At 70.1% G+C, this 18,181-nt stretch carries 14 protein-coding genes; 5 read left to right on the forward strand and 9 right to left on the reverse strand.

Annotation, left to right across the window (positions count from 1 at the left end; translation table 11 throughout):
- Nucleotides 1-100 precede the first annotated feature (100 nt).
- The 7 genes from CSIV_RS01455 to CSIV_RS01485 all read right to left on the reverse strand — a co-directional run bounded on the left by CSIV_RS01455 (nt 101) and on the right by CSIV_RS01485 (nt 12,122).
- On the reverse strand, nt 101-4,705 hold the full coding sequence (locus CSIV_RS01455; protein ID WP_077049653.1) for a family 43 glycosylhydrolase: 4,605 nt from the start codon (nt 4,703-4,705) through the stop codon (nt 101-103).
- Between the two features lie 139 nt (nt 4,706-4,844).
- Nucleotides 4,845-5,858, reverse strand: a complete 1,014-nt coding sequence (locus tag CSIV_RS01460) for a LacI family DNA-binding transcriptional regulator (RefSeq protein WP_077049654.1) — start codon at nt 5,856-5,858, stop codon at nt 4,845-4,847.
- Nucleotides 5,851-7,386: a sugar ABC transporter ATP-binding protein gene (locus CSIV_RS01465; RefSeq protein ID WP_077049655.1), complete on the reverse strand. Its 1,536-nt coding sequence runs from the start codon at nt 7,384-7,386 to the stop codon at nt 5,851-5,853. Before CSIV_RS01465 ends, CSIV_RS01460 begins: the two co-directional genes overlap by 8 nt.
- 54 nt (nt 7,387-7,440) lie before the next feature.
- A complete protein-coding gene (locus tag CSIV_RS01470; RefSeq protein ID WP_077049656.1) occupies nt 7,441-8,454 on the reverse strand; it encodes an ABC transporter permease subunit in 1,014 nt (337 codons plus the stop codon).
- Nucleotides 8,454-9,497 (reverse strand): ABC transporter permease, encoded by a 1,044-nt coding sequence (locus tag CSIV_RS01475; RefSeq protein ID WP_077049657.1) that lies wholly within the window; start codon nt 9,495-9,497, stop codon nt 8,454-8,456. The genes CSIV_RS01470 and CSIV_RS01475 overlap by 1 nt, the downstream gene beginning before the upstream one ends.
- Nucleotides 9,494-11,044 (reverse strand): sugar ABC transporter ATP-binding protein, encoded by a 1,551-nt coding sequence (locus CSIV_RS01480; protein WP_077049658.1) that lies wholly within the window; start codon nt 11,042-11,044, stop codon nt 9,494-9,496. The genes CSIV_RS01475 and CSIV_RS01480 overlap by 4 nt, the downstream gene beginning before the upstream one ends.
- A gap of 97 nt (nt 11,045-11,141) precedes the next feature.
- Nucleotides 11,142-12,122 (reverse strand): ABC transporter substrate-binding protein, encoded by a 981-nt coding sequence (locus CSIV_RS01485; protein ID WP_077049659.1) that lies wholly within the window; start codon nt 12,120-12,122, stop codon nt 11,142-11,144.
- A 239-nt stretch (nt 12,123-12,361) separates the two neighbouring features.
- Here CSIV_RS01485 and CSIV_RS01490 point away from each other — a divergent pair, with 239 nt between their 5' ends.
- The gene (locus CSIV_RS01490) at nt 12,362-12,922 is read left to right on the forward strand and encodes a flavin reductase family protein (RefSeq protein WP_077049660.1); all 561 of its coding nucleotides are present in this window, start codon (nt 12,362-12,364) and stop codon (nt 12,920-12,922) included.
- Between the two features lie 197 nt (nt 12,923-13,119).
- Here the strand turns inward: CSIV_RS01490 and CSIV_RS01495 are convergent, their stop codons facing one another.
- Nucleotides 13,120-14,007 carry a DUF808 domain-containing protein gene (locus tag CSIV_RS01495; RefSeq protein WP_077049661.1) on the reverse strand — a complete coding sequence of 296 codons (888 nt, stop codon included), beginning with the start codon at nt 14,005-14,007 and terminating at the stop codon, nt 13,120-13,122.
- Nucleotides 14,008-14,175: 168 nt separating this feature from the next.
- Here CSIV_RS01495 and CSIV_RS01500 point away from each other — a divergent pair, with 168 nt between their 5' ends.
- The 4 genes from CSIV_RS01500 to CSIV_RS01515 all read left to right on the forward strand — a co-directional run bounded on the left by CSIV_RS01500 (nt 14,176) and on the right by CSIV_RS01515 (nt 16,845).
- Nucleotides 14,176-15,159 (forward strand): MauE/DoxX family redox-associated membrane protein, encoded by a 984-nt coding sequence (locus CSIV_RS01500; protein WP_077049662.1) that lies wholly within the window; start codon nt 14,176-14,178, stop codon nt 15,157-15,159.
- Between the two features lie 98 nt (nt 15,160-15,257).
- Nucleotides 15,258-15,848 carry a molybdopterin-dependent oxidoreductase gene (locus tag CSIV_RS01505; RefSeq protein ID WP_077049663.1) on the forward strand — a complete coding sequence of 197 codons (591 nt, stop codon included), beginning with the start codon at nt 15,258-15,260 and terminating at the stop codon, nt 15,846-15,848.
- Nucleotides 15,845-16,585, forward strand: a complete 741-nt coding sequence (locus tag CSIV_RS01510; RefSeq protein ID WP_238592317.1) for an FAD-binding oxidoreductase — start codon at nt 15,845-15,847, stop codon at nt 16,583-16,585. Before CSIV_RS01505 ends, CSIV_RS01510 begins: the two co-directional genes overlap by 4 nt.
- A complete protein-coding gene (locus tag CSIV_RS01515; RefSeq protein WP_077049664.1) occupies nt 16,585-16,845 on the forward strand; it encodes a DUF6510 family protein in 261 nt (86 codons plus the stop codon). The genes CSIV_RS01510 and CSIV_RS01515 overlap by 1 nt, the downstream gene beginning before the upstream one ends.
- Nucleotides 16,846-16,977: 132 nt before the next feature.
- Here the strand turns inward: CSIV_RS01515 and CSIV_RS01520 are convergent, their stop codons facing one another.
- The gene (locus CSIV_RS01520) at nt 16,978-18,165 is read right to left on the reverse strand and encodes a sialate O-acetylesterase (RefSeq protein WP_077049665.1); all 1,188 of its coding nucleotides are present in this window, start codon (nt 18,163-18,165) and stop codon (nt 16,978-16,980) included.
- Nucleotides 18,166-18,181 lie beyond the last annotated feature (16 nt).

Below are 18,181 nucleotides of genomic sequence, written 5' to 3' on the forward strand. Positions count from 1 at the left end.
CACCGCGCGGACGGGCCGGGCACGGCAGGCGGCCCGCGCACCGGGCACGAGGAAGACCCCGGATGCCAGGGCATCCGGGGTCCTCCTTCCGTTCAGCGGATCAGGCGTCGGTGCGGCGCGAGCGACGCAGCGTCCACACCACTCCCGCCGCGACCAGCAGGAACGCGGCGAGCAGCCCCGCACCCAGAGGTGCCTGCGCTCCGGTGGCGGCGAGCTGGCCCGCGGCGACGACAGTGATCGGCACACTCCGGATCACCGAGCCGTCGGCTGCGTAGACCACGATCGTGTGGCTGCCCGCGGCGAGGTCGCCGGGGATCTGCACGTCGAACGTGACGCGGCCGCTCGCATCGGCGGCGGGGATGCCGGCGATACGGATCGGGTCGCTGCGCAGCTCGGCCGTGACCTGCTCGCCCGCGGCGAGACCCGTCACCGTCACCCGCACGATCCCGCCGCGCTCGACCGTGGTGGTCGAGACCGACACCGACGGGGTGGCATCCGGGGTGCTCGTGGGCGAGACCGTCGGGGTCGGCGTGCCCGTGGGCTCGGTCGTCGGCTCCGGCGTGGCGGTGGGCGTCGCGGTGGGCGAGGCCGTCGGGGTGGCCGTCGGGGTCGGCGTCGGCTCCGTCGTGTCGGGCACCTCGCGCGGAGCGACGCTCGTGAGCGTCGGCTTCACGGTCTGGAACAACCCGTCCGGACCGATCTCGAGGCGGTCGATGGTCGTCTCGCGGTTCGTCCCGCCGCCGCCCGGGATAGCGAACCGGTGGTACGCGATGTACCACTCGTCCGTGCCCGGGACGGTGATGATCGAGCTGTGCCCCGTCCCGAGGATGCCCTGCGAGGTGTCCTTCGAGAGGATCACGCCGCGGTACGTCCACGGGCCGTCGATGCTCGTCGACGTGGCGTAGCCGACGCGGTAGTCGGCCGAACCCGTGTCGTCGATCGAGTACGTGAGGTGGTACAGACCGTCGCGGTAGTTCACGAACGTCCCCTCACGGAAGTCGTTCAGCCCCGAGATCGGCTTGATCGTGCCCGCCTTGATGCTCTTCATGTCATCCGAAAGCTCGCCGTAGACCGGGTTGCCGTTGCCCCAGAACAGGTAGTACTTCCCCGTCTTCGGGTCGTGGAACGCCGCCGGGTCGATCGCCTGTCCGCTGTGGACGCTCTCGGCGTTGGTGATCATCGGCTGAGCGTCCGCGGTGAACGGCCCCTCGGGACTGTCGGCGACCGCGACACCGATCTCCTTGCGGTCGTCCTGCGGGTTGTGACCGCTGAAGTAGAAGTAGTACTTCCCGCCCTTCTCGATGATCGTCGGAGCCCAGGCGTTGCCGGTCGCCCACGGAACGTCGCCGTTCGCGCCGTCCAACGTCAGGAACGGCGTGTCGGACCGTGTCCAGTCGACGAGGTTCTTCGACTTCCACACGTAGAACGTGTTGCCGCCCCAGCCGGGGACCCCGTCGGTCGTGGCGTAGATGTAGTACGTGTCACCGAACACCGCGATGTTCGGGTCGGCGTACAGACCCGGCAGGACCGGGCTCTTCATCTCGACCGCCTTCAGCGTCCAGACCACGTCGGCCTGCCCGTCGGTCTTCAGCGTGACCGTGACCGGCGTGCTGAGGTTTCGGACCGTGCCCGATGCCGGGGTCGCGGTCGTGCCGGAAGCGGTCGTGAACGTCGGGCGCAGCTTCGTCAGGTCGGTGCCCGGCACGACGGGGAACAGCACTGTGCGGTTCTCGGCGTCGACGATCGGGGCGACCTTGAGCGCTGCGGCATCCTGAAGGCTGACCTCGGTGAGCAGCCCGGGGTTCTGGGCCGCGACCTCGTCCGGGCTCAACGCGCGGTTGTACAGCGCGAACTCGCGCATCTGACCGCGGAAGAGGTTGTCGTCGTTGTAGACGGACTTGCCGAGGTAGTTCGCCAGGGTCGTGCCCTTTCCGATGTCCCCCGGTCGGACGGTCACGTTGGTGTTCTCGGCGACCTTCTGGCCGTCGAGGTACAGTCGCGCGGTGCTGCCGCTCAACGTGTAGGTCAGGTGCACCCAGCGGTCGCGTGGCAGGGCGCTGGCGGCGGACGCGTTCTGCTCGCCCGTCCAGTTGCCCGTGGTGAGCGCGCCGCGGTACTGGCCGTTGCCGGTCGAGAACAGGTACCCGTTGCCCTTCCCGTCGCTGCCGGTGTTTCCGAAGCCGTACAGGAAGTACGGGTTCTTCTGCGCCGCGTCGATCCGCACCTCGGTGTCGACGGTGAAGTCGGTGACACCCGCGAGCACGTTGTCGGGCAGGTCGACGTAGTCGTTGCTGCCGTCGAAGGTCAGCGCACCGTCCGCGAACGTCGCTCGGCCCTGGATCTGCGCATCGCGGCCCGCCCCGGAGCGGTCGTGCAGCGTCGCGCCCGAACCGTCGGTGAAGTCGTACCGCAGCACCTCGCCCTTCTCGTTCGCCGTGACCGGGGTCACGCCGGGCTCGGTGACGATGTTCTCCCGCAGGGCCGCGAGCTCCTCCGCGGTCACGGGCATGACGGTGCCGTGGCGCGGGCTGCTGGGCAGCGTGTAGCTCGCCGGAACCTGCCAGTTCGGGTTCGCGATGTCGGTGGTGGCCAGCGGGATGTACCCGCGCCCGCCGTACTCGTCGACGAACAGGTAGTACTTGTCGCCGTTGACGTCGCCCGGGTTGGACTTGAAGATGCTCGGGCCTTCCACCGCACCCGTGCCGGCGTTCTTGCCGATGCACGAGGTGACCTGCGTCCAGTCCTTCAACGGAGCGGTCAGCACCGGGGAGCTCTCCTGGATGATGTCGCTGCATCCGGTCGTCCCGGCGCCCTCGTCCTTCGTGAAGCGCTGGTAGACGCCGTCCGCCTTGATCACGGTGGAGTCGATGCGGGAGATCCCGCCCTGCCAGACCTGCGGCTCGCTGAAGGTCACGAAGTCGCGCGTGGTGGCGTACATCATGCTGTTGGGCACGTTGGCGGTGTGGTTCGGGTCGTCCACCGGGTAGATCTTCGAGGCCCAGAACACCACGTACTGGCCGAGGCTCTCGTCGTAGTACGCCTCCGGCGCCCAGGTGTTGCCGGCGGTGTCGGGCGAGACCCGGACGTGCCGTTGGTCGCTCCAGTTCACGAGGTCGTGCGACTCCCACACCTCGATGTACTTCGAGCCGACCGTCTGCGAGTCGCCCCACGAGGTGCCGCCGCCGATCGAGAGGTCGGTGGCGATCAGGTAGAACGTGTCGCCCTCGGGAGAGCGGATGATGAACGGGTCGCGCAGACCCTTCTCCCCGTAGGTCGAGGTGAGGGCGGGCTTGCCGCCGTTGAGCTCGGTCCACGACAGCGCGTCGTTGCCGTTGCTCGCGGCGAAGTAGATGTTCTCGCCCTCGATCGTGTTCCCGGTGAAGTACGCGAAGGTGTACCCCTCGAAGGCACCGAGGTGCACCGCCTTGCGGACGTTCACGACGATGTCGCGGGTGCGGGTCGCCGAGCCCTTCGTCACGGATGCCGTGAGCGTCACGGTCGTGTCGGCCTCCTGGCGCGCGACGACACCCGTGGGGGAGACCACCGCGGGGTTCGAGCTCGTCCAGGTGACCGGCAGCTCCTCCGCCGTCGTCGGCAGCGTCAGGTTGCCGCGCGCGTCATCGGAGTTGACCACCGCGATCGCGTCGACGGCCCGCTGCGCCGCACCCGCGTCATCGGGGACGGCCCGCACGGTGGCGGTGAAGCCGACGCTCTGCGTCGCGGTGCCACGGGTGAGGGTGGCCGTCAGCGTGACTTCCGCGTCGGCCTGCCCGGCGGCGGGGCGGGTGACCGCGCCCGTCGACGACACCAACGCGGGGTTCGACGACGCCCACGAGATGCTCGACCCGTTCGTGCCGGCGGTGGGCAGGGCGATGTCCGCGGTGACGGCGCTCAGGTCGCCGAGGCCGAGCGCGGCCGCGTCGCGCGCGACGCGCTGCGCGTCGGTGGCGACGAGCGTCGTCACCTCATCGGCGGAGAGGGCCCGGTCGTACAGTCGGAAGTCGCGGAGGCTCCCGGCCAGACGCTTGTCGCCGGTGTAGTTCGAGCGGCCGAGGTAGTTGGCGGTGGTCGTGCCGCCGCCGATCGAGCCGGGGGTGGTGGTGGTGTTGGTGTTCTCGGCGACCTGGACGCCGTCGAGGTACAGGCGCGAGGTCTTGCTGCCCGCGTCGAGGGTGTAGGTGAGGGTCTTCCAGACGCCGCGATCGAGGTTCGCCGAGCCGCGGGTCTCCTGCTCGGTCGACCAGTTGCCGCTGGCGATGCCGGTACGGGCCGGGTTGCCCGTGGCGAACAGGTAGCCGTTTCCGTACCAGTCCGTGGTGTTGCCCAGACCCCAGATGAAGTAGTTGCCCGACTGTTCCGGGCGCACGAGCACGTCGGTGCTGACGGTGATGGACGAGAGCCCCGCGAGGATGTTGTTGGGAACGCTCACATAATCGTCGGCGCCGTCGAGTCGGACCCCGTTCGCACCGGTCAGCGAGGGACCGCCGACGTAGGCGGCATCCCGACCGTTGCCGGAGTCGTCGTGCGCGACGGCCCCCGAGGTCTCGTCGAGCGGGTAGGAGACGACCAGTCCGCTCGTGGGGGTGGCCGCGGTCGCGGCCAGAGGGACGGCGATCGGCGCCGCGACGAGCGCGGCGACGACCGGGACGGCGAGCGCCCAGGACGGGAGACGGCGGGGGAGCGCCGTCCGGGGGAGTGTAGGCACGGGGGTGCGGATCCTCTCGTGAATGCGACATTGCATGAGCCGTCGGCGGCGACGACTACCCGAATGTTAGCGCTCACACACCTGTTGACGTCAACACCGAGTTTCCGCGGCGATGAGCCCGCCGACGGCTACGCGCGGATCAGGGGCGCAGCGGCGCCGAGTCGCGGACGACGAGTCGCGTCGGCAGCGGGGTGCTCTCGCTGACGGTGTCGGGCTCCTCCACCATCAGCAACACCTTCTGCATCAGGATCTCCCCCAGCGCGGCGAAGTCCTGGCGCACAGTGGTGAGCGAGGGGAAGAGGAACGGCGCCTCGGGGACGTCGTCGAACCCGACCACCCCGATGTCCTCCGGCACCCGCAGCCCGCGTTCGCGGAGCGCCGACAGGACACCGATCGCCATGTGATCGTTGGCGACGAAGATCCCCTCACCGGGGGTGAGGTCGGTCTCGGTCGCGATCCGGTACCCGCTCGCCGCGGACCAGTCCCCGTGCACCGGCGGAGTCGACTGCGCGCGGGCGGAGGCGATCTCTTCACGCCAGCCGCGCAGACGCTCCACCGCGTCGGGGTTGCGGGCGGGACCGGCGATGTGACGGACGGTGGTGTACCCCGACTCCAGCAGGTGTCGCACGGCCGCACGGGCACCGCGGTACTGGTCGATCGCGACCAGACGCGGGTGGGGCCGGCTGGTCGTGGCCGCGGCGACGATCGGGACGTCGATCTCGATCGCCTGCACCGCCGCGAGCACCTCGACGTCGACGACGATGAGCACGATGGCATCCACGCGCTGCTTCAGCAGCCCGTCGATCGCCGCACGGACGGCGGCCACGTCGCTCTGGGGCGAGCTGATCGCGTCGACGTTGTACCGGGCGGCGCGAGCCGCGAAGTTGAAGTTCGTCGCGATCGACGTGGGGCCGTAGTCGACGGTGCCGGGTGTCACCAGGCCGATCGTGCGGGTGCGCCGCGTGACGAGGGCCCGCGCGGCCGGCGACGGGCTGTACCGCAGTTGCGCGATGGCCTGCTCGACGCGCGCCCGGGTCGCCGGACGGACGTTGGGCATGTTGTTGAGGACCCGCGAGACGGTCTGGTGCGATACGCCCGCGAGACGAGCCACGTCGAAGATGTTGGCGGTCCGGGATGCCTTCTCGTCAGCCATCGGAGACCCCCTCCTCCCCCGCGGCGGGCTTGGCCACGAGGGCGAGGAGGGCGTCGGAGGTGAGCTCGGCGGCGGGGAGGATCTGCGCGAGCACGCCGTCGCGCATGACGGCGACGAGATGCGCGACGCGCAGGACCTCATCAAGTTCGGCGGAGATGTAGACGATCGCGAGACCGTTGTCGGACAGCTCCCCCACCAGCCGCTGGATCTCGGCCTTCGCGCCGACGTCGATCCCGCGCGTCGGCTCGTCGAGCACGATGACCCGGGGCGAGAGCGCGAGGAGCCGCGCGAGGAGCACTTTCTGCTGATTGCCGCCCGAGAGCGTGGCGACGGGGCGATCGATGTCGGCGGGACGGATGTGCAGCGCCTCCACCCAGCTCGTCGCGAGCTCCCGGCGCCGCGCGGTGCTGAGTCGATGGAAGATCCCGCGCTGCGCCTGCAGGGCCAGCGTGATGTTGTCCAGGACGCTGAGGTCGCCGATGATGCCCTCGGTGCGTCGGTTCTCCGACGAGTAGGCCACGCGCCGACGGATCGCCTCGCGCGGCGACCCGAGCCGCACCGGCTCACCGTCGATGCGGACCTCGCCGCCGTCCGGATGATCGACTCCGGTCAGCGCCCGCGCCAGCTCGCTGCGCCCCGACCCCAGGAGACCCGCGACCCCGATGACCTCGCCCTCGGCGATGTCGACGTCCGCGTCGCGCAGGCGGGATCCGGATGCCAGGCCCCGCGCGCTCACGATCGAGGGACCGTCCGCGGGCTCCGGCGAGCGCTGTCCGAGAGGCGCGAGGGCGTCGGCGGCGGCACCGAGCATCTTCTCGACCAGGTCGATGCGCAGGAGCTCCCGCGTGCCGTACTCCCCCACCAGGCGCCCGCCGCGGAGGACCGTGACACGGTCGCAGATCTCGTAGACCTGGTCGAGGAAGTGCGAGACGAACACGATCGCGATCCCCTGCGTCTTGAGATCGCGGATGACGCGGAAGAGCTCGGCGACCTCGTCGGCATCCAGGCTCGAGGTCGGCTCGTCGAGCACGAGCACCTTCACGTCGACCGAGACCGCGCGGGCGATCGCGACGAGCTGCTGGATGGCGAGGGGATGAGTGGACAGCACCGACGACGGGTCGACGTCGACCCCGAGGGAGGACAGGGCGTCGGCCGCGCGATCGCGCATCGCGCGGTGGTCGATCATCCCGAACCGACGCGGCTCACGACCGAGCGAGATGTTCTCGGCGACGGTCAGGTTCGGGAGGAGGTCGATCTCCTGATAGACGGTCGAGATGCCGACCGCCTGGGCGTCCGCCGGGGTGGAGAACTGCATCGGGCGACCCCCGAGGAGGATCTCCCCCTGGTCGAGCCGCAGCGCTCCGGTGATCGCCTTGATCAGTGTCGACTTGCCCGCACCGTTCTCTCCCATGAGCGAGTGCACTTCGCCGGGGCGCAGGCGGAAGTCGACGTCGGCGAGAGCGGACTCGACACCGAAACGCACCGTCGCCCCGCGGACCTCGAGGAGGGGCGGGGCAACGGTGGACATGGGGTCAATCATGCCCGCGCGACGGTCGCCGCGCGCGCATCCCCGGCAGGCGCGTCATTTGGAGAGCGCGGACCGCGAGACGATGATCCGCTGCACCACGACGAACACCAGCAGGAGGGCGCCGACGGTGATCCGGGTCCAGGACTGCTCCGCGCCCGAGAACGAGATGATCGTGCGGATGAGGCCGTAGACGAAGACGCCGATCATCGAGCCGAGCACGAACCCGCTGCCCCCGGTGAGGAGCGTGCCGCCGATGACGACCGCGGCGATCGTATCGAGCTCGGTGCCGACGCCGTTGAGGGGGTAGCCGGCACCGGAGTACGCCGTCAGGACGATTCCCGCGAGCCCCGCGCACACCCCGCTGATGACGTAGACCGAGAGCTTCGCGCGCACGACGGGAAGGCCCATGAGTCGCGCCGACTGCTCGTTCCCGCCCACGGCGTAGACCGTGCGTCCGAAGCGCGTGAACCGCAGGACGAAGGCGGCGAGGGCGACGGTGAGCAGCGCGATGATCCCGGTCGGGGTGATGTACCACCCGGCGAACGAGAAGCGCGTGGACTGCAGCCACAGCAGCCCCGCGTCGTCGACCTTGATCGACTGCAGGCTCACCACGAAGGCCAGGCCCCGGGCGAGGAACATGCCGATCAGCGAGGCGATGAACGGCTGCACGTCGAAGAACTGCACGAGGACGCCGATCAGCAGCCCGATCGCCCCGCCGATCAGGATCATCGCGGGAACCGCGACCGCGACCGGGACGCCCTGCGACAGCAGACTGGCGCACAGGATGCCGGTGAAGGCCATGACCGCGCCGACGGAGAGGTCGATCCCGCCCGTGAGGATGACGAAGGTCATGCCCACGGCCAGCACCAGCAGGTACGCGTTGTCGAGCAGGATCGACGACAGGATCCGGGGCAGCTGGAAGTTCGGGAAGTACGCCATCGACCCCGCGATCATGATCAGGAGGATCGCGATCGCGGCGAACACCGGAATCCACGAGACGTGGCGGCTGAGGAATCGGCGGTACGTGGTCGGGGCGGCGGAGCCGCGCTCGGCGGTGAGAGTGACCATCAGGACAGCACCTTTGCGTCGGGACGTCGGGTGAGGGGACGCACGGCCGAACGGCCCGCGGTCTGGAAGAACGCGCGGAACCGGCGCGACTGCAGCAGCACGACGATCAGCACGGCCGCGGCCATGAAGACCGGGCTGACGGCGGGCGGAACGCCCAGGAACGTGATCGTGCTCTTCAGGGTCTGGATCGTGAAGACGCCGACGACCGTACCGGCCAGGCTGAACTTGCCGCCGGCGAGCGAGGTGCCGCCGAGGACCACCGCGAGGATGGCATCCAGTTCGATGTAGAGACCCGCGGCGTTCGCATCGGCGGCCATGATGTTCGAGCTGTAGAGGATGCCGGCCATGCCCGCGAGCGTGCCGCTGGCGATGTAGGCGCCCCAGATGATGCCGCGCGAGCGGACGCCGGCGAGCCGGCTCGCTTCGGGGTTGATGCCGACGGCCTCGGTGAGCATGCCCAGCGCCGTGCGCCGCTCGACGATCCCGACGACGATCACCGCGGCGATCGAGACGTAGAAGGCGAAGGGGAGACCCAGGACGTATCCCTGCGCCATGAACTGGTACGGGTCGCTGTTGATGGTCGTGATGAAGCCCTTGGTGATGAGCAGGGCGACGCCGCGGCCGGCGAGCATGAGCACGAGCGTGGCGATGATGGGTTGGATGCCGAGCACCGCGACGAGGAAGCCGTTCCAGACGCCCAGCAGCAGGGCGCTGCCGACGGCCGCGGCGATGGCGATCATGACGACGCCGAGGTTGCCCGGTTCGGGCGAGGCCTCGATGATCGTCAGCGCCACCGCGCCCGAGACCGCCATGATCGCGCCGACCGACAGGTCGATTCCGCGCGTGGCGATGACGAGCGTCATGCCGAGGGCGACGAGCATGAGCGGCGCGCTGTTGCGCAGGATGTCGATCAGCGACCCGTACAGCTGCCCGTTCTGCACCGTGATGCTGAGGAACGACGGCCGCGAGATCGTGTTGACGGCGATGAGGGCGACGAGTGCCGCGATGGGCCACACGAGGCGGTGCGAAAGGAACTTCTTCATGCGATCTTCTCCCGATCGGACGACGTTGTCTCGGGCTGCCCCTCGGCGATGTAGGCGACGAGGCCGTCGAGGTCGACGTCCTGGGTGGCCAGCTCGCCGATCTTACGACGGTCGCGCAGCACGGCCACGCGCTGCGCGATGCGGAGCACCTCCTCGAGCTCGGAGGAGATGAACACCACCGCGAGGCCCTTCTCGGCGAGTTCGGCGACCTTGCGCTGGATGTCGGCCTTGGCGCCGACGTCGATGCCGCGGGTGGGTTCGTCGAGGATGAGCAGCTCCGGGGCGGTGGCGAGCCAGCGGGCCAGGAGGACCTTCTGCTGGTTGCCGCCGGAGAGGTTGCGGATGAGCGCGTTCGGGTTCGCGGGGCGCACCCCGAGCGCGGTGATGTACTCGTCGACGATCGCCTGCACCTCGGCGGCGCCGAGCTTGCGCAGTGCGCCGCGGCGGGCCTGCACGCCGAGGATGATGTTCTCGGCCACGGTGAGGTCGCCGACGATCCCCTCGGCGCGGCGGTCCTCCGACGAGAAGGCGATGCCGCGGTCGAGGGCGTGGCGCGGCGAACCGAGCCGCGACGGCGATCCGCCGACCTCGACCTGCCCCTGGTCGGCGCGGTCGGCACCGGCGATGAGGCGGGCGAGCTCCGTCCGGCCCGAGCCGAGCAGCCCCGCGAGGCCCACGATCTCCCCCGGGAAGACGTCGAGGTCGACGGGCTCGAGGGCGTTCTTGCGGGCCAACGAGACGGCCTTCAGCACGGGGGTTCCGGAACGGTCGATCGGACGCTCGGCGCTGGCCGAGATGGCATCCAGTTCGCCGAGCTCGCGGCCGATCATCTTCGCGACGAGCTGTTCACGGGTCAGCTCCGCGACCGGGTACTCGCCCACGAGCGTGCCGTTGCGCAGCACCGTCAGGCGATCGGAGATCTCGTAGATCTGGTCGAGGAAGTGCGAGACGAAGAGGATCGCGACGCCGCGGTCGCGCAGATCCCGGATGACGCCGAACAACTGCTCGACCTCGCCCCGGTCGAGGCTCGAGGTCGGCTCGTCGAGGACCAGGACCGTGGTGTCCACGACCATCGCGCGGCTGATGGCGACCAGCTGCTGGACGGCGATGGAGTGGCTCGCCAGGATCGAGCGGGTGTCGATGTGCACGCCGAGCTCGGCGAGCGCCGCGGCGGCCGCGGCGTGAGTGGCGCGCCAGTCGACCAGACCCGCGCGGCGGATCTCGTTGCCGAGCATCACGTTCTCGCCGACCGACAGATTCTGGCAGAGGTTGACCTCTTGGTAGACCGTGGCGATGCCGGACGACTGGGCGTCCGCGGTGGAGCGGAACAGTCGCTCCTCGCCCTGGACGCGGATCGTGCCGGAGTCGATCCCGTACACGCCGGTGAGCGCCTTGATGAGGGTGGATTTGCCGGCGCCGTTCTCTCCCATGAGGGAGTGGACCTCACCGGGGTAGAGGGTGAAGTCCACGCCGTCGAGCGCCTTCACTCCGGGGAAGGAGATGCTGATACCGCGCATCGCGACGACGGCAGCGCGTTCGGATGTCATGCTCGATCGCTTTCTCAGGGGGTGAGCGGAGGGTGTGCGGGGCCGGTTCGGCCCCGCACACCCGAGGACTCACGGACGCGGACGCGTCCGCGGGGGATCAGTACTTGCGGTCGGGCAGAGCGGCCTTGGCCTGCTCCTGGTCGAACGCCTGGTCCTCGACGATGTACTGCTTGTCGACGGACTCGCCGGCGACGACCTTCTTGACGACCTCGGCGACCTTCTCACCGAGCAGCGGGTTGCACTCGACGATGTAGTTGAACTCGCCGTCGGCCAGGGCCGTCATCCCGTCCTTGACCGCGTCGATCGTCACGATCTTGATGTCGGTGCCGGGCGTGAGACCCGCAGCCTTGATCGCGTCGAGGGCACCGAGACCCATGTCGTCGTTGTGGGCGAAGAGCAGGTTGATCTGCGAGCCGTACTTCTGGAGGAAGCCCTCCATGACGGTCTTGCCCTCAGCGCGGGTGAAGTTGCCCGTCTGCGAGTCGAGGAGCGTGATGTCGGTGCCCGCGATCGCGTCGTTGAAGCCGGTCGCGCGGTCGGTGGCGGCCGAGGACCCCGTGGTGCCCTCGAGCACGACGAGGTTGGTCGGGGTCTTCCCGAAGTTCTCGGCGACCCACTTCCCGGCCGTCTCGCCCTCCTTCTTGAAGTCCAGGCCCACCCAGCTGGCGTAGAGGTCTTCCGACGCGGACACCGTGCGGTCCTCGAGGATCACCGGGATGTTGGCATCCTTGGCCTCCTTCAGCACGTCGTCCCACCCGTCGGTGACGATCGGGGCGACCACGATGGCATCCACGCCCTGGTTGATGAAGCTGCGGACGGCGGCGATCTGCGCCTCCGGCTTGTTGTCGGCCGCGTTGAAGATGAGGTTGAAGCCGTTCTCGGTCGAGAACGCCGTCTTCATCGACTCGGTGTTGGCGCTGCGCCAGCCGCTCTCGGAGCCGGTCTGGGCGAAACCGACGGTGATGACCTTGTCGTCGCCACCTCCGCCGGCCGTCGAGCCACCGCCGGCGCAGCCGGTCGCGGTGAGAGCGATCGCGCCCATGAGCGCGAGTCCGGCGAGGGTCTTCTTCGCCTTCATGTTGAAACCTCCTCGTTTCGCCGGCTGCGTCGCCGGTCCATGTGATGCAGCCCCCTCGGGCGGGCTGACTCCTGAATGTTAGCGCTCACACTTGCGGCCCTGTCAAGAGTCAATCGCACTGGAAAAATAACGGAGAGGGCGATGTGAAGCCTCACAACACCGGTGTAATCGCGGATCGCGTGTGTCGCCGCGTTTCCTCATCCCGCGCCGGGCTCCGCCGCGAGGGTTACCGTCGAGGTATGACTTCCCTCCCGCAGGAGCGATCCGAAAGCACGCCGACCATCGGCACGTCCGTCACGGCGGACGACTTCAAGCGCGCGTTCCGCGGCCACCCCGGCGGCATCGCCGTGATCACCGCGTACGGCGAGCACGGACCCGTCGCCCTCACCGCTTCGTCGGTGTCGTCGGTCTCGGCCGACCCGCCGCTGCTGATCTTCTCGGTCTCGAGCCTGTCGTCGGCGACGCCGACGATCGTGGCCGCGTCGACGATCGTGGTGCACCTGCTCGACGCCGAGGACATCGCCCTGGCCCGGGCCGGCGCCACGAGCGGGCTGGACCGCTTCGCCGACACGTCCACCTGGTCGCGCCTGGCCACGGGCGAGCCGGTGTACCACGGCGTCCGGGCGTGGCTGCGGTGCGCCGTCGTCAGCCGGATGGATGCCGGCGGCTCGACCGTCATCGCCGCCCAGGCCCTGCAGGTCGACGTCGAGCGCGACCTCGAGCCGGGTGAGCCCGGCGCCGCGCTGGTCTACCACAACCGCACGTGGCACCGCCTCGGCGAGCACTCCCGCCTCGACTGAGTTCTCCTCCCGGGAGCCGCGCCCCGCCGCCTGCCTCCCCGCCGTCAGTTCACGTGATCTGGCCGAGCGCACACGCCGCTGACCCGCCACGGCGGGTAACTTCGACCACGTCACGTGATCTGACCGAGCGCACACGCCACCGACGCACCACGGCGGGCGCCTTCGACCACGTCACGTGATCTGGGGCCTGCCTCCGGTCAGTGCGCGGCGGCCTCGCGGCGGAACACCCGGCGGATGCCGGTCACCACGGCGACGATGACGAGGCCCAGGATCAGGCCGAAGACCGCCGAGATCGCGGTGTCGACGATCCATACGACGACCGGTCCGGTGGCCTCGATCGCGTGCTCGACGGCGTGGAGGAGGTCGGACGGCCCCGCCCACAGCGTCTCGCCGAGGTTCTGCACCACCAGATGACCGCCGACCCACAGCATCGCGATCGTCCCGATCACGCTGATCACCCGGAAGACGGCCGGCATGGATGCCACGACCCGGGCGCCGAACCGCCGGACGGCGCGCGTGGGGCTCTTCATGAACCGCAGCCCGATGTCATCGATCTTCACCAGGAGCGCGACCGCGCCGTACACGACCACGGTCATGGCGAGTCCGATGACGAGCAGCGCACCGAGCGTCATCCAGATGCCGAACCCGGGATCCAGGCTCGACAGCGCGATGAGCATGATCTCGGTGCTGAGGATGAGGTCGGTCCGCACGGCCCCGAGCACCAGTTTGCGCTCGTCGCGGGGGCCGTCGTCGTCGCCGTGGCCATGGCCGACGCCGAACCACTCGAGCACCTTCTCGGCACCCTCGAAGCAGAGGAAGCCGCCGCCGAGGATCAACAGGAACGGCAGCACCCCCGGCGCGAACGCGGTCAGCAGGAGCGCGATCGGGATGATGATCACGTACTTGTTGATGATGCTGCCGAGGGCGATCTTCCAGACGACGGGCAGCTCCCGGGCGGGCGTGATCCCCTGAACGTATTGGGGCGTCACGGCCGCGTCGTCGATGACGACGCCCGCGGTCTTCGCGCTGGCCTTGAGCGCGGCGCTGAGGATGTCATCCACCACGGCGAGCAGACCGACGGACATGGGCGATTCTCCTGGGTGGGCGGCTGCCGCGCGAGCCGCGCGCAGTGACGGAGTCGTCACAGCGACCTTATCCGTCCCGGGTGGAGCGGGACGCCCCGGGGCCTTCACCCGCCGGAGGCCGAACGCCGCCCAGCGCGCCGCCGGCGCGAGCGGTGGGAATCTGGCGGGATGCTCGGGCCCTTCAGCCTCCCCGCCCTCGTCGTCACCGCCGTGTTCGTCCTCAGCGCCGTGGGTAAGCTCCTCGACCTCGACACAGCCCCCGCCACCCTGCGCGCCCTCCGCCTGTCGGGCCCTCCGCCGCGCACCGTCGTCGGCGCCGTCGCCGTCATCGAGCTCGCCGTCGCCGGAGGACTCCTCCTCGGCAGCGGAGTCGTCGCCGTCACGGCGGCCGGTGCTGCCGTCGCGCTGTTGGTCGTCTTCCTCGCCGTCGGGGTGCGCGCGCAGATCCGCGCGTCGACGGACGAGTGCGGATGCTTCGGGCGGCTGGCATCCACTCGGGTGGGTCCCGCGATGACCGCGCGCAACACGGCCCTCACCGCTCTCGCGGGGCTCGCCCTGGTCGGCGCCCTGATCGAGCCGACCGCGCCGGCGCTCGCCGCCCGCCTCGTCCTCCTGCCCCTGCTCGGCGGCGCGCTGCTGCTCAGCGTCGCGGCGATCGCGGTCGTGGGAGCCACCCTGCGGCCCTCGGGGGAACGCGCCGCGACCACTCCCGTAGGAGTGCCGGACGCGACGCTCATCACCCCGGACGGCGGCGTCGTCGTCCCCCGTCAACGCGCCCTGCGCGGGCGCGCGCAGCTGCTGCTCTTCGTCCGGCGCGGGTGTACCTCGTGCGAGAACCTCATCGACCGGATGACGTGGGACCGGGAGCTGCTCGAGACCCTCGTGGACGTGCGACTCATCGTCCCGATCGGAGACGACATGTCCCTGAGCGCGGCCGACGAGGGTCTGCACGTCGACCCCTCCGGAGAGTTCGCCCGGGCGCTCGGCATCCCGGGCAACCGCCCCGTGGGGGTGCTGCTGACCACCTCGGGCGAGGTCCTGCACCCCATCGCCGTCGGCGGCGACGAGACGGCGACGCTGGTCGGCACCGTGCTCGCAGCGGCCGCCGAAGCACGCGACTCGCACCCCGACGAGGGCTCCGCGACGAACTGACGGGTGCGGCGACAGCGGATCCGACAATCGTCCCTGTCGCGCTTTGGGCGACCTGGCTAGGGTGAAACTCGTCCCTGCCCGGGAGGAAAGAGGCATCCATGTCGTTCATCACTCGAGGGTTCTCCGGACGCCGCGCCGAACGCGATCCGCGCCTTCCCCCCGGTCAGACGCTGGTGGGTGATTGGCCCGTGCTGTCGGCCGGTCCCACGCCCGAGATCGACGCCGACGAGTGGGAGTTCGTCGTGCGGACCGAGAACGGCGACCGTCGATGGAACACCGCCCAGCTGCAGGCGCTCGGCATGGAGGACATCACCGTCGACATCCACTGCGTCACGCACTGGACGAAGCTCGACATGCCGTGGCGCGGAGTGTCGCTCGACCGCATCTTCGACGAGGTCGAGACGGCCCACGACTTCGTGATGGCGCACTCCTACGGCGGGTACACCACGAACGTGCCCCTGGAAGACCTCCTCGACGGCAAGAGCTGGATCGCCTTCGAAGCCGACGGCGAGCCCCTCACCGCCGAGCACGGCGGCCCTGCCCGACTGCTCGTGCCGCACCTGTACTTCTGGAAGAGCGCGAAGTGGGTGCGCGGGCTCGTGACGATGCCCGACGACGATCCCGGATTCTGGGAGCAGAACGGCTACCACCTGCACGGAGATCCCTGGCAGGAGGAGCGGTACTGGTGACGCACCGCCCGACCGCCTGGCACACCGCGACGGTCGCGGACATCCGAGCCGAGACCCCCACGGCGCAGCGCATCGAGCTCGACGTGCCCACCTGGCCGGGCAACGACGCGGGCGCGCACCTCGACCTGCGGCTCACGGCACCCGATGGATACCAGGCGTCGCGGTCGTACTCGATCGCGTCGTCGGGCGACGGCCCGCGCGTCCTCCTGGCGGTCGACGAGGTGCCCGAGGGCGAGGTCTCGCCCTTCCTCGTCCACGATCTGCGCGTCGGGGACGAGATCGAGGTTCACGGTCCGCTCGGCGCCTTTTTCGTGTGGACGCCCCCGACCGAGGCGGCGCCGCGGCCGGTGCAGCTGATCGCCGGCGGCTCGGGGGTCGTGCCGCTCTTCGCCATGGCGCAGGCGCACGCGACCGCCGGCGACGCGAGCGAGTTCCGCCTGCTGTATTCGGTGCGCACCCCCGATGACGTCTTCTTCGCGGACGAGATCACCGCGTTGGCGGCGTCGGGGGCGGTCGACCTCGACCTCGTCTACACGCGCGTGGCGCCCCCCGCGGCATCCGTGCCTCCCGGTCGGCTGACGGCCGAGCGCCTGCGCGATGCGGTCGTCCCCGCCGACCGCGTCCCGCGCGTGTACGTGTGCGGTCCGACCCCGTTCGTCGAGGCCGTGTCGCGCTGGCTTCTGGCCGCCGGGCACCGGCCCGGCGACATCCGCACCGAGCGATTCGGAGGCTCGTGATGGACGTTCTCGACGGCAATGCGCTCGCCGGTCGGCTGGCCGACCTCCTGGGGTGGGATGCCACCGACTCGCTCGTGCGCTGCCGATCCTGCGGCGACGGCGGGGCCGTGGGACGGGTCGCGGTCTACGCGAGCGCGATGGGGGCCGTCGCCCGGTGCCGGTCGTGCGACGCCGTGCTCCTGACCATCGTGGACGCCGTCGGCGGGCGGTCCTGGTTCGGGATGCCGGGCATCGACGCCCTCGAGGTGCGGCGGGCGTGAGCCGGCTCGGCGTGCGCCCGGTGTCGAAACGGCGCGCGTCATCCAGGAGGGATCGGTCGCGTATGACGAGCGGCGCACCCGCGATCCGCGGGTGCGCCGTTCGTCATGCGGGGCGGGGGTGCCCGGCGCTCGTCAGCGAAGGTGATCGACTCCTCGAACCGGCTGCGAACCGAACGTCGGCAAGGGCAGATCCCGGTCATCCACCGCCCGACAGACGGGGTCGTAGCCGAGACCGTACGACACGTGGAACTCCCTCGGTTCGCGCGGGAACGGCGTGCAGAGGATCTCGATGTCGCTCGGTCGTCGCGGATCGCGGTGCGCGTCGACGACATCGATCCCGGGGATCCCTTGACCCTCGGCATCCGTGAGACGGAAGCCCGGGAGGGGGCCGGCGGTCCAGGCCCCCGTCACGCCGGTCGTGACCACCCGCAGCCGCACGTAGCCGTCGATCCGCGGGGTCGAGACCTCGACACGGGACACGTCGGGACCTGCCTCCGGCGCATCCACCATGGTCGCCAACCGGATGCCGAGCCGAGTCGATCCCGAGGCATCGACGTGAACGTCGTCGCAGAGCCCGAGGTCGATTGCCGAGGTGCAGCGGACACCCTCGGTGCGCTGCGCGACGAGTCGCTGCGCCTCACGCACCCGGTCCCAGTCCCGCTCCGTCTGCGACGGTGCGGAGACCGTCCCGACGAACCGGCCGATCTGCACGGCGAGCACCTCGAGGTCGGGAGCATCCAGGTCGTCCCGCACCGCCGCGATCCAGTCGGCCCACCGTCGTGCGTATGTGGGGGAATCCGACGGGTTCGCGTCGGACTCGCCCTGGTACCAGAGCACACCCCGGAGCACGAAGTCGGGGCGCGTCCGGGCACGGGCCACGCGATCCAGAAGGGAGCCGTAGAGGGTCCGCGGCGAGGAGCGTTCTTCGCCCTCGGATCCCGGCATCCACTGGTTCAGAGACGTGCCGCCGTGCGCGGCGGGGACGAGTGCCACGCGCCCTCCCGTCGCGTCGGCCCGCGCCTTGCCGAACGCGAGGCCGAGACCCGCCCCGCGGAACTGCGTCCGCCGCTCACGTTCGGCCATCTCGGCATCCGTGATCCCCTCCGCTCCCGAGTGCGGGTTGCGCCGATGCAGGATGCTGTGGACCGGGGTGTACGACTCCCACGTCCGATGCAGGGGCTCTCGCGCCACCTCCCATTCGCCCGCGCTCGTGAACGACATCACACGCGTATCGTCGACGCGATCGGTCGCGGGGTCGTCCAGAGGGGCGGATCCCTCCATGTTGGATTGCCCCGCCAGGATCCACCCCTCCATCGTCATCGCCCTTCGCCCGTCA

It is taken from the genome of Microbacterium sp. CSI-V, assembly GCF_001984105.1.
Classification (GTDB): Bacteria; Actinomycetota; Actinomycetes; order Actinomycetales; family Microbacteriaceae; genus Microbacterium.

What these genes read in the sequence shown, in the direction of transcription:
- CSIV_RS01460 (WP_077049654.1), bottom strand. Translation starts at nt 5,858, where the DNA reads ATGGCTGACGAGAAGGCATCCCGGACCGCCAACATCTTCGACGTGGCT.
- CSIV_RS01465 (WP_077049655.1), bottom strand. Translation starts at nt 7,386, where the DNA reads ATGTCCACCGTTGCCCCGCCCCTCCTCGAGGTCCGCGGGGCGACGGTG.
- CSIV_RS01470 (WP_077049656.1), bottom strand. Translation starts at nt 8,454, where the DNA reads ATGGTCACTCTCACCGCCGAGCGCGGCTCCGCCGCCCCGACCACGTAC.
- CSIV_RS01475 (WP_077049657.1), bottom strand. Translation starts at nt 9,497, where the DNA reads ATGAAGAAGTTCCTTTCGCACCGCCTCGTGTGGCCCATCGCGGCACTC.
- CSIV_RS01480 (WP_077049658.1), bottom strand. Translation starts at nt 11,044, where the DNA reads ATGACATCCGAACGCGCTGCCGTCGTCGCGATGCGCGGTATCAGCATC.
- CSIV_RS01485 (WP_077049659.1), bottom strand. Translation starts at nt 12,122, where the DNA reads ATGAAGGCGAAGAAGACCCTCGCCGGACTCGCGCTCATGGGCGCGATC.
- CSIV_RS01490 (WP_077049660.1), top strand. Translation starts at nt 12,362, where the DNA reads ATGACTTCCCTCCCGCAGGAGCGATCCGAAAGCACGCCGACCATCGGC.
- CSIV_RS01495 (WP_077049661.1), bottom strand. Translation starts at nt 14,007, where the DNA reads ATGTCCGTCGGTCTGCTCGCCGTGGTGGATGACATCCTCAGCGCCGCG.
- CSIV_RS01500 (WP_077049662.1), top strand. Translation starts at nt 14,176, where the DNA reads ATGCTCGGGCCCTTCAGCCTCCCCGCCCTCGTCGTCACCGCCGTGTTC.
- CSIV_RS01505 (WP_077049663.1), top strand. Translation starts at nt 15,258, where the DNA reads ATGTCGTTCATCACTCGAGGGTTCTCCGGACGCCGCGCCGAACGCGAT.
- CSIV_RS01515 (WP_077049664.1), top strand. Translation starts at nt 16,585, where the DNA reads ATGGACGTTCTCGACGGCAATGCGCTCGCCGGTCGGCTGGCCGACCTC.
- CSIV_RS01520 (WP_077049665.1), bottom strand. Translation starts at nt 18,165, where the DNA reads ATGACGATGGAGGGGTGGATCCTGGCGGGGCAATCCAACATGGAGGGA.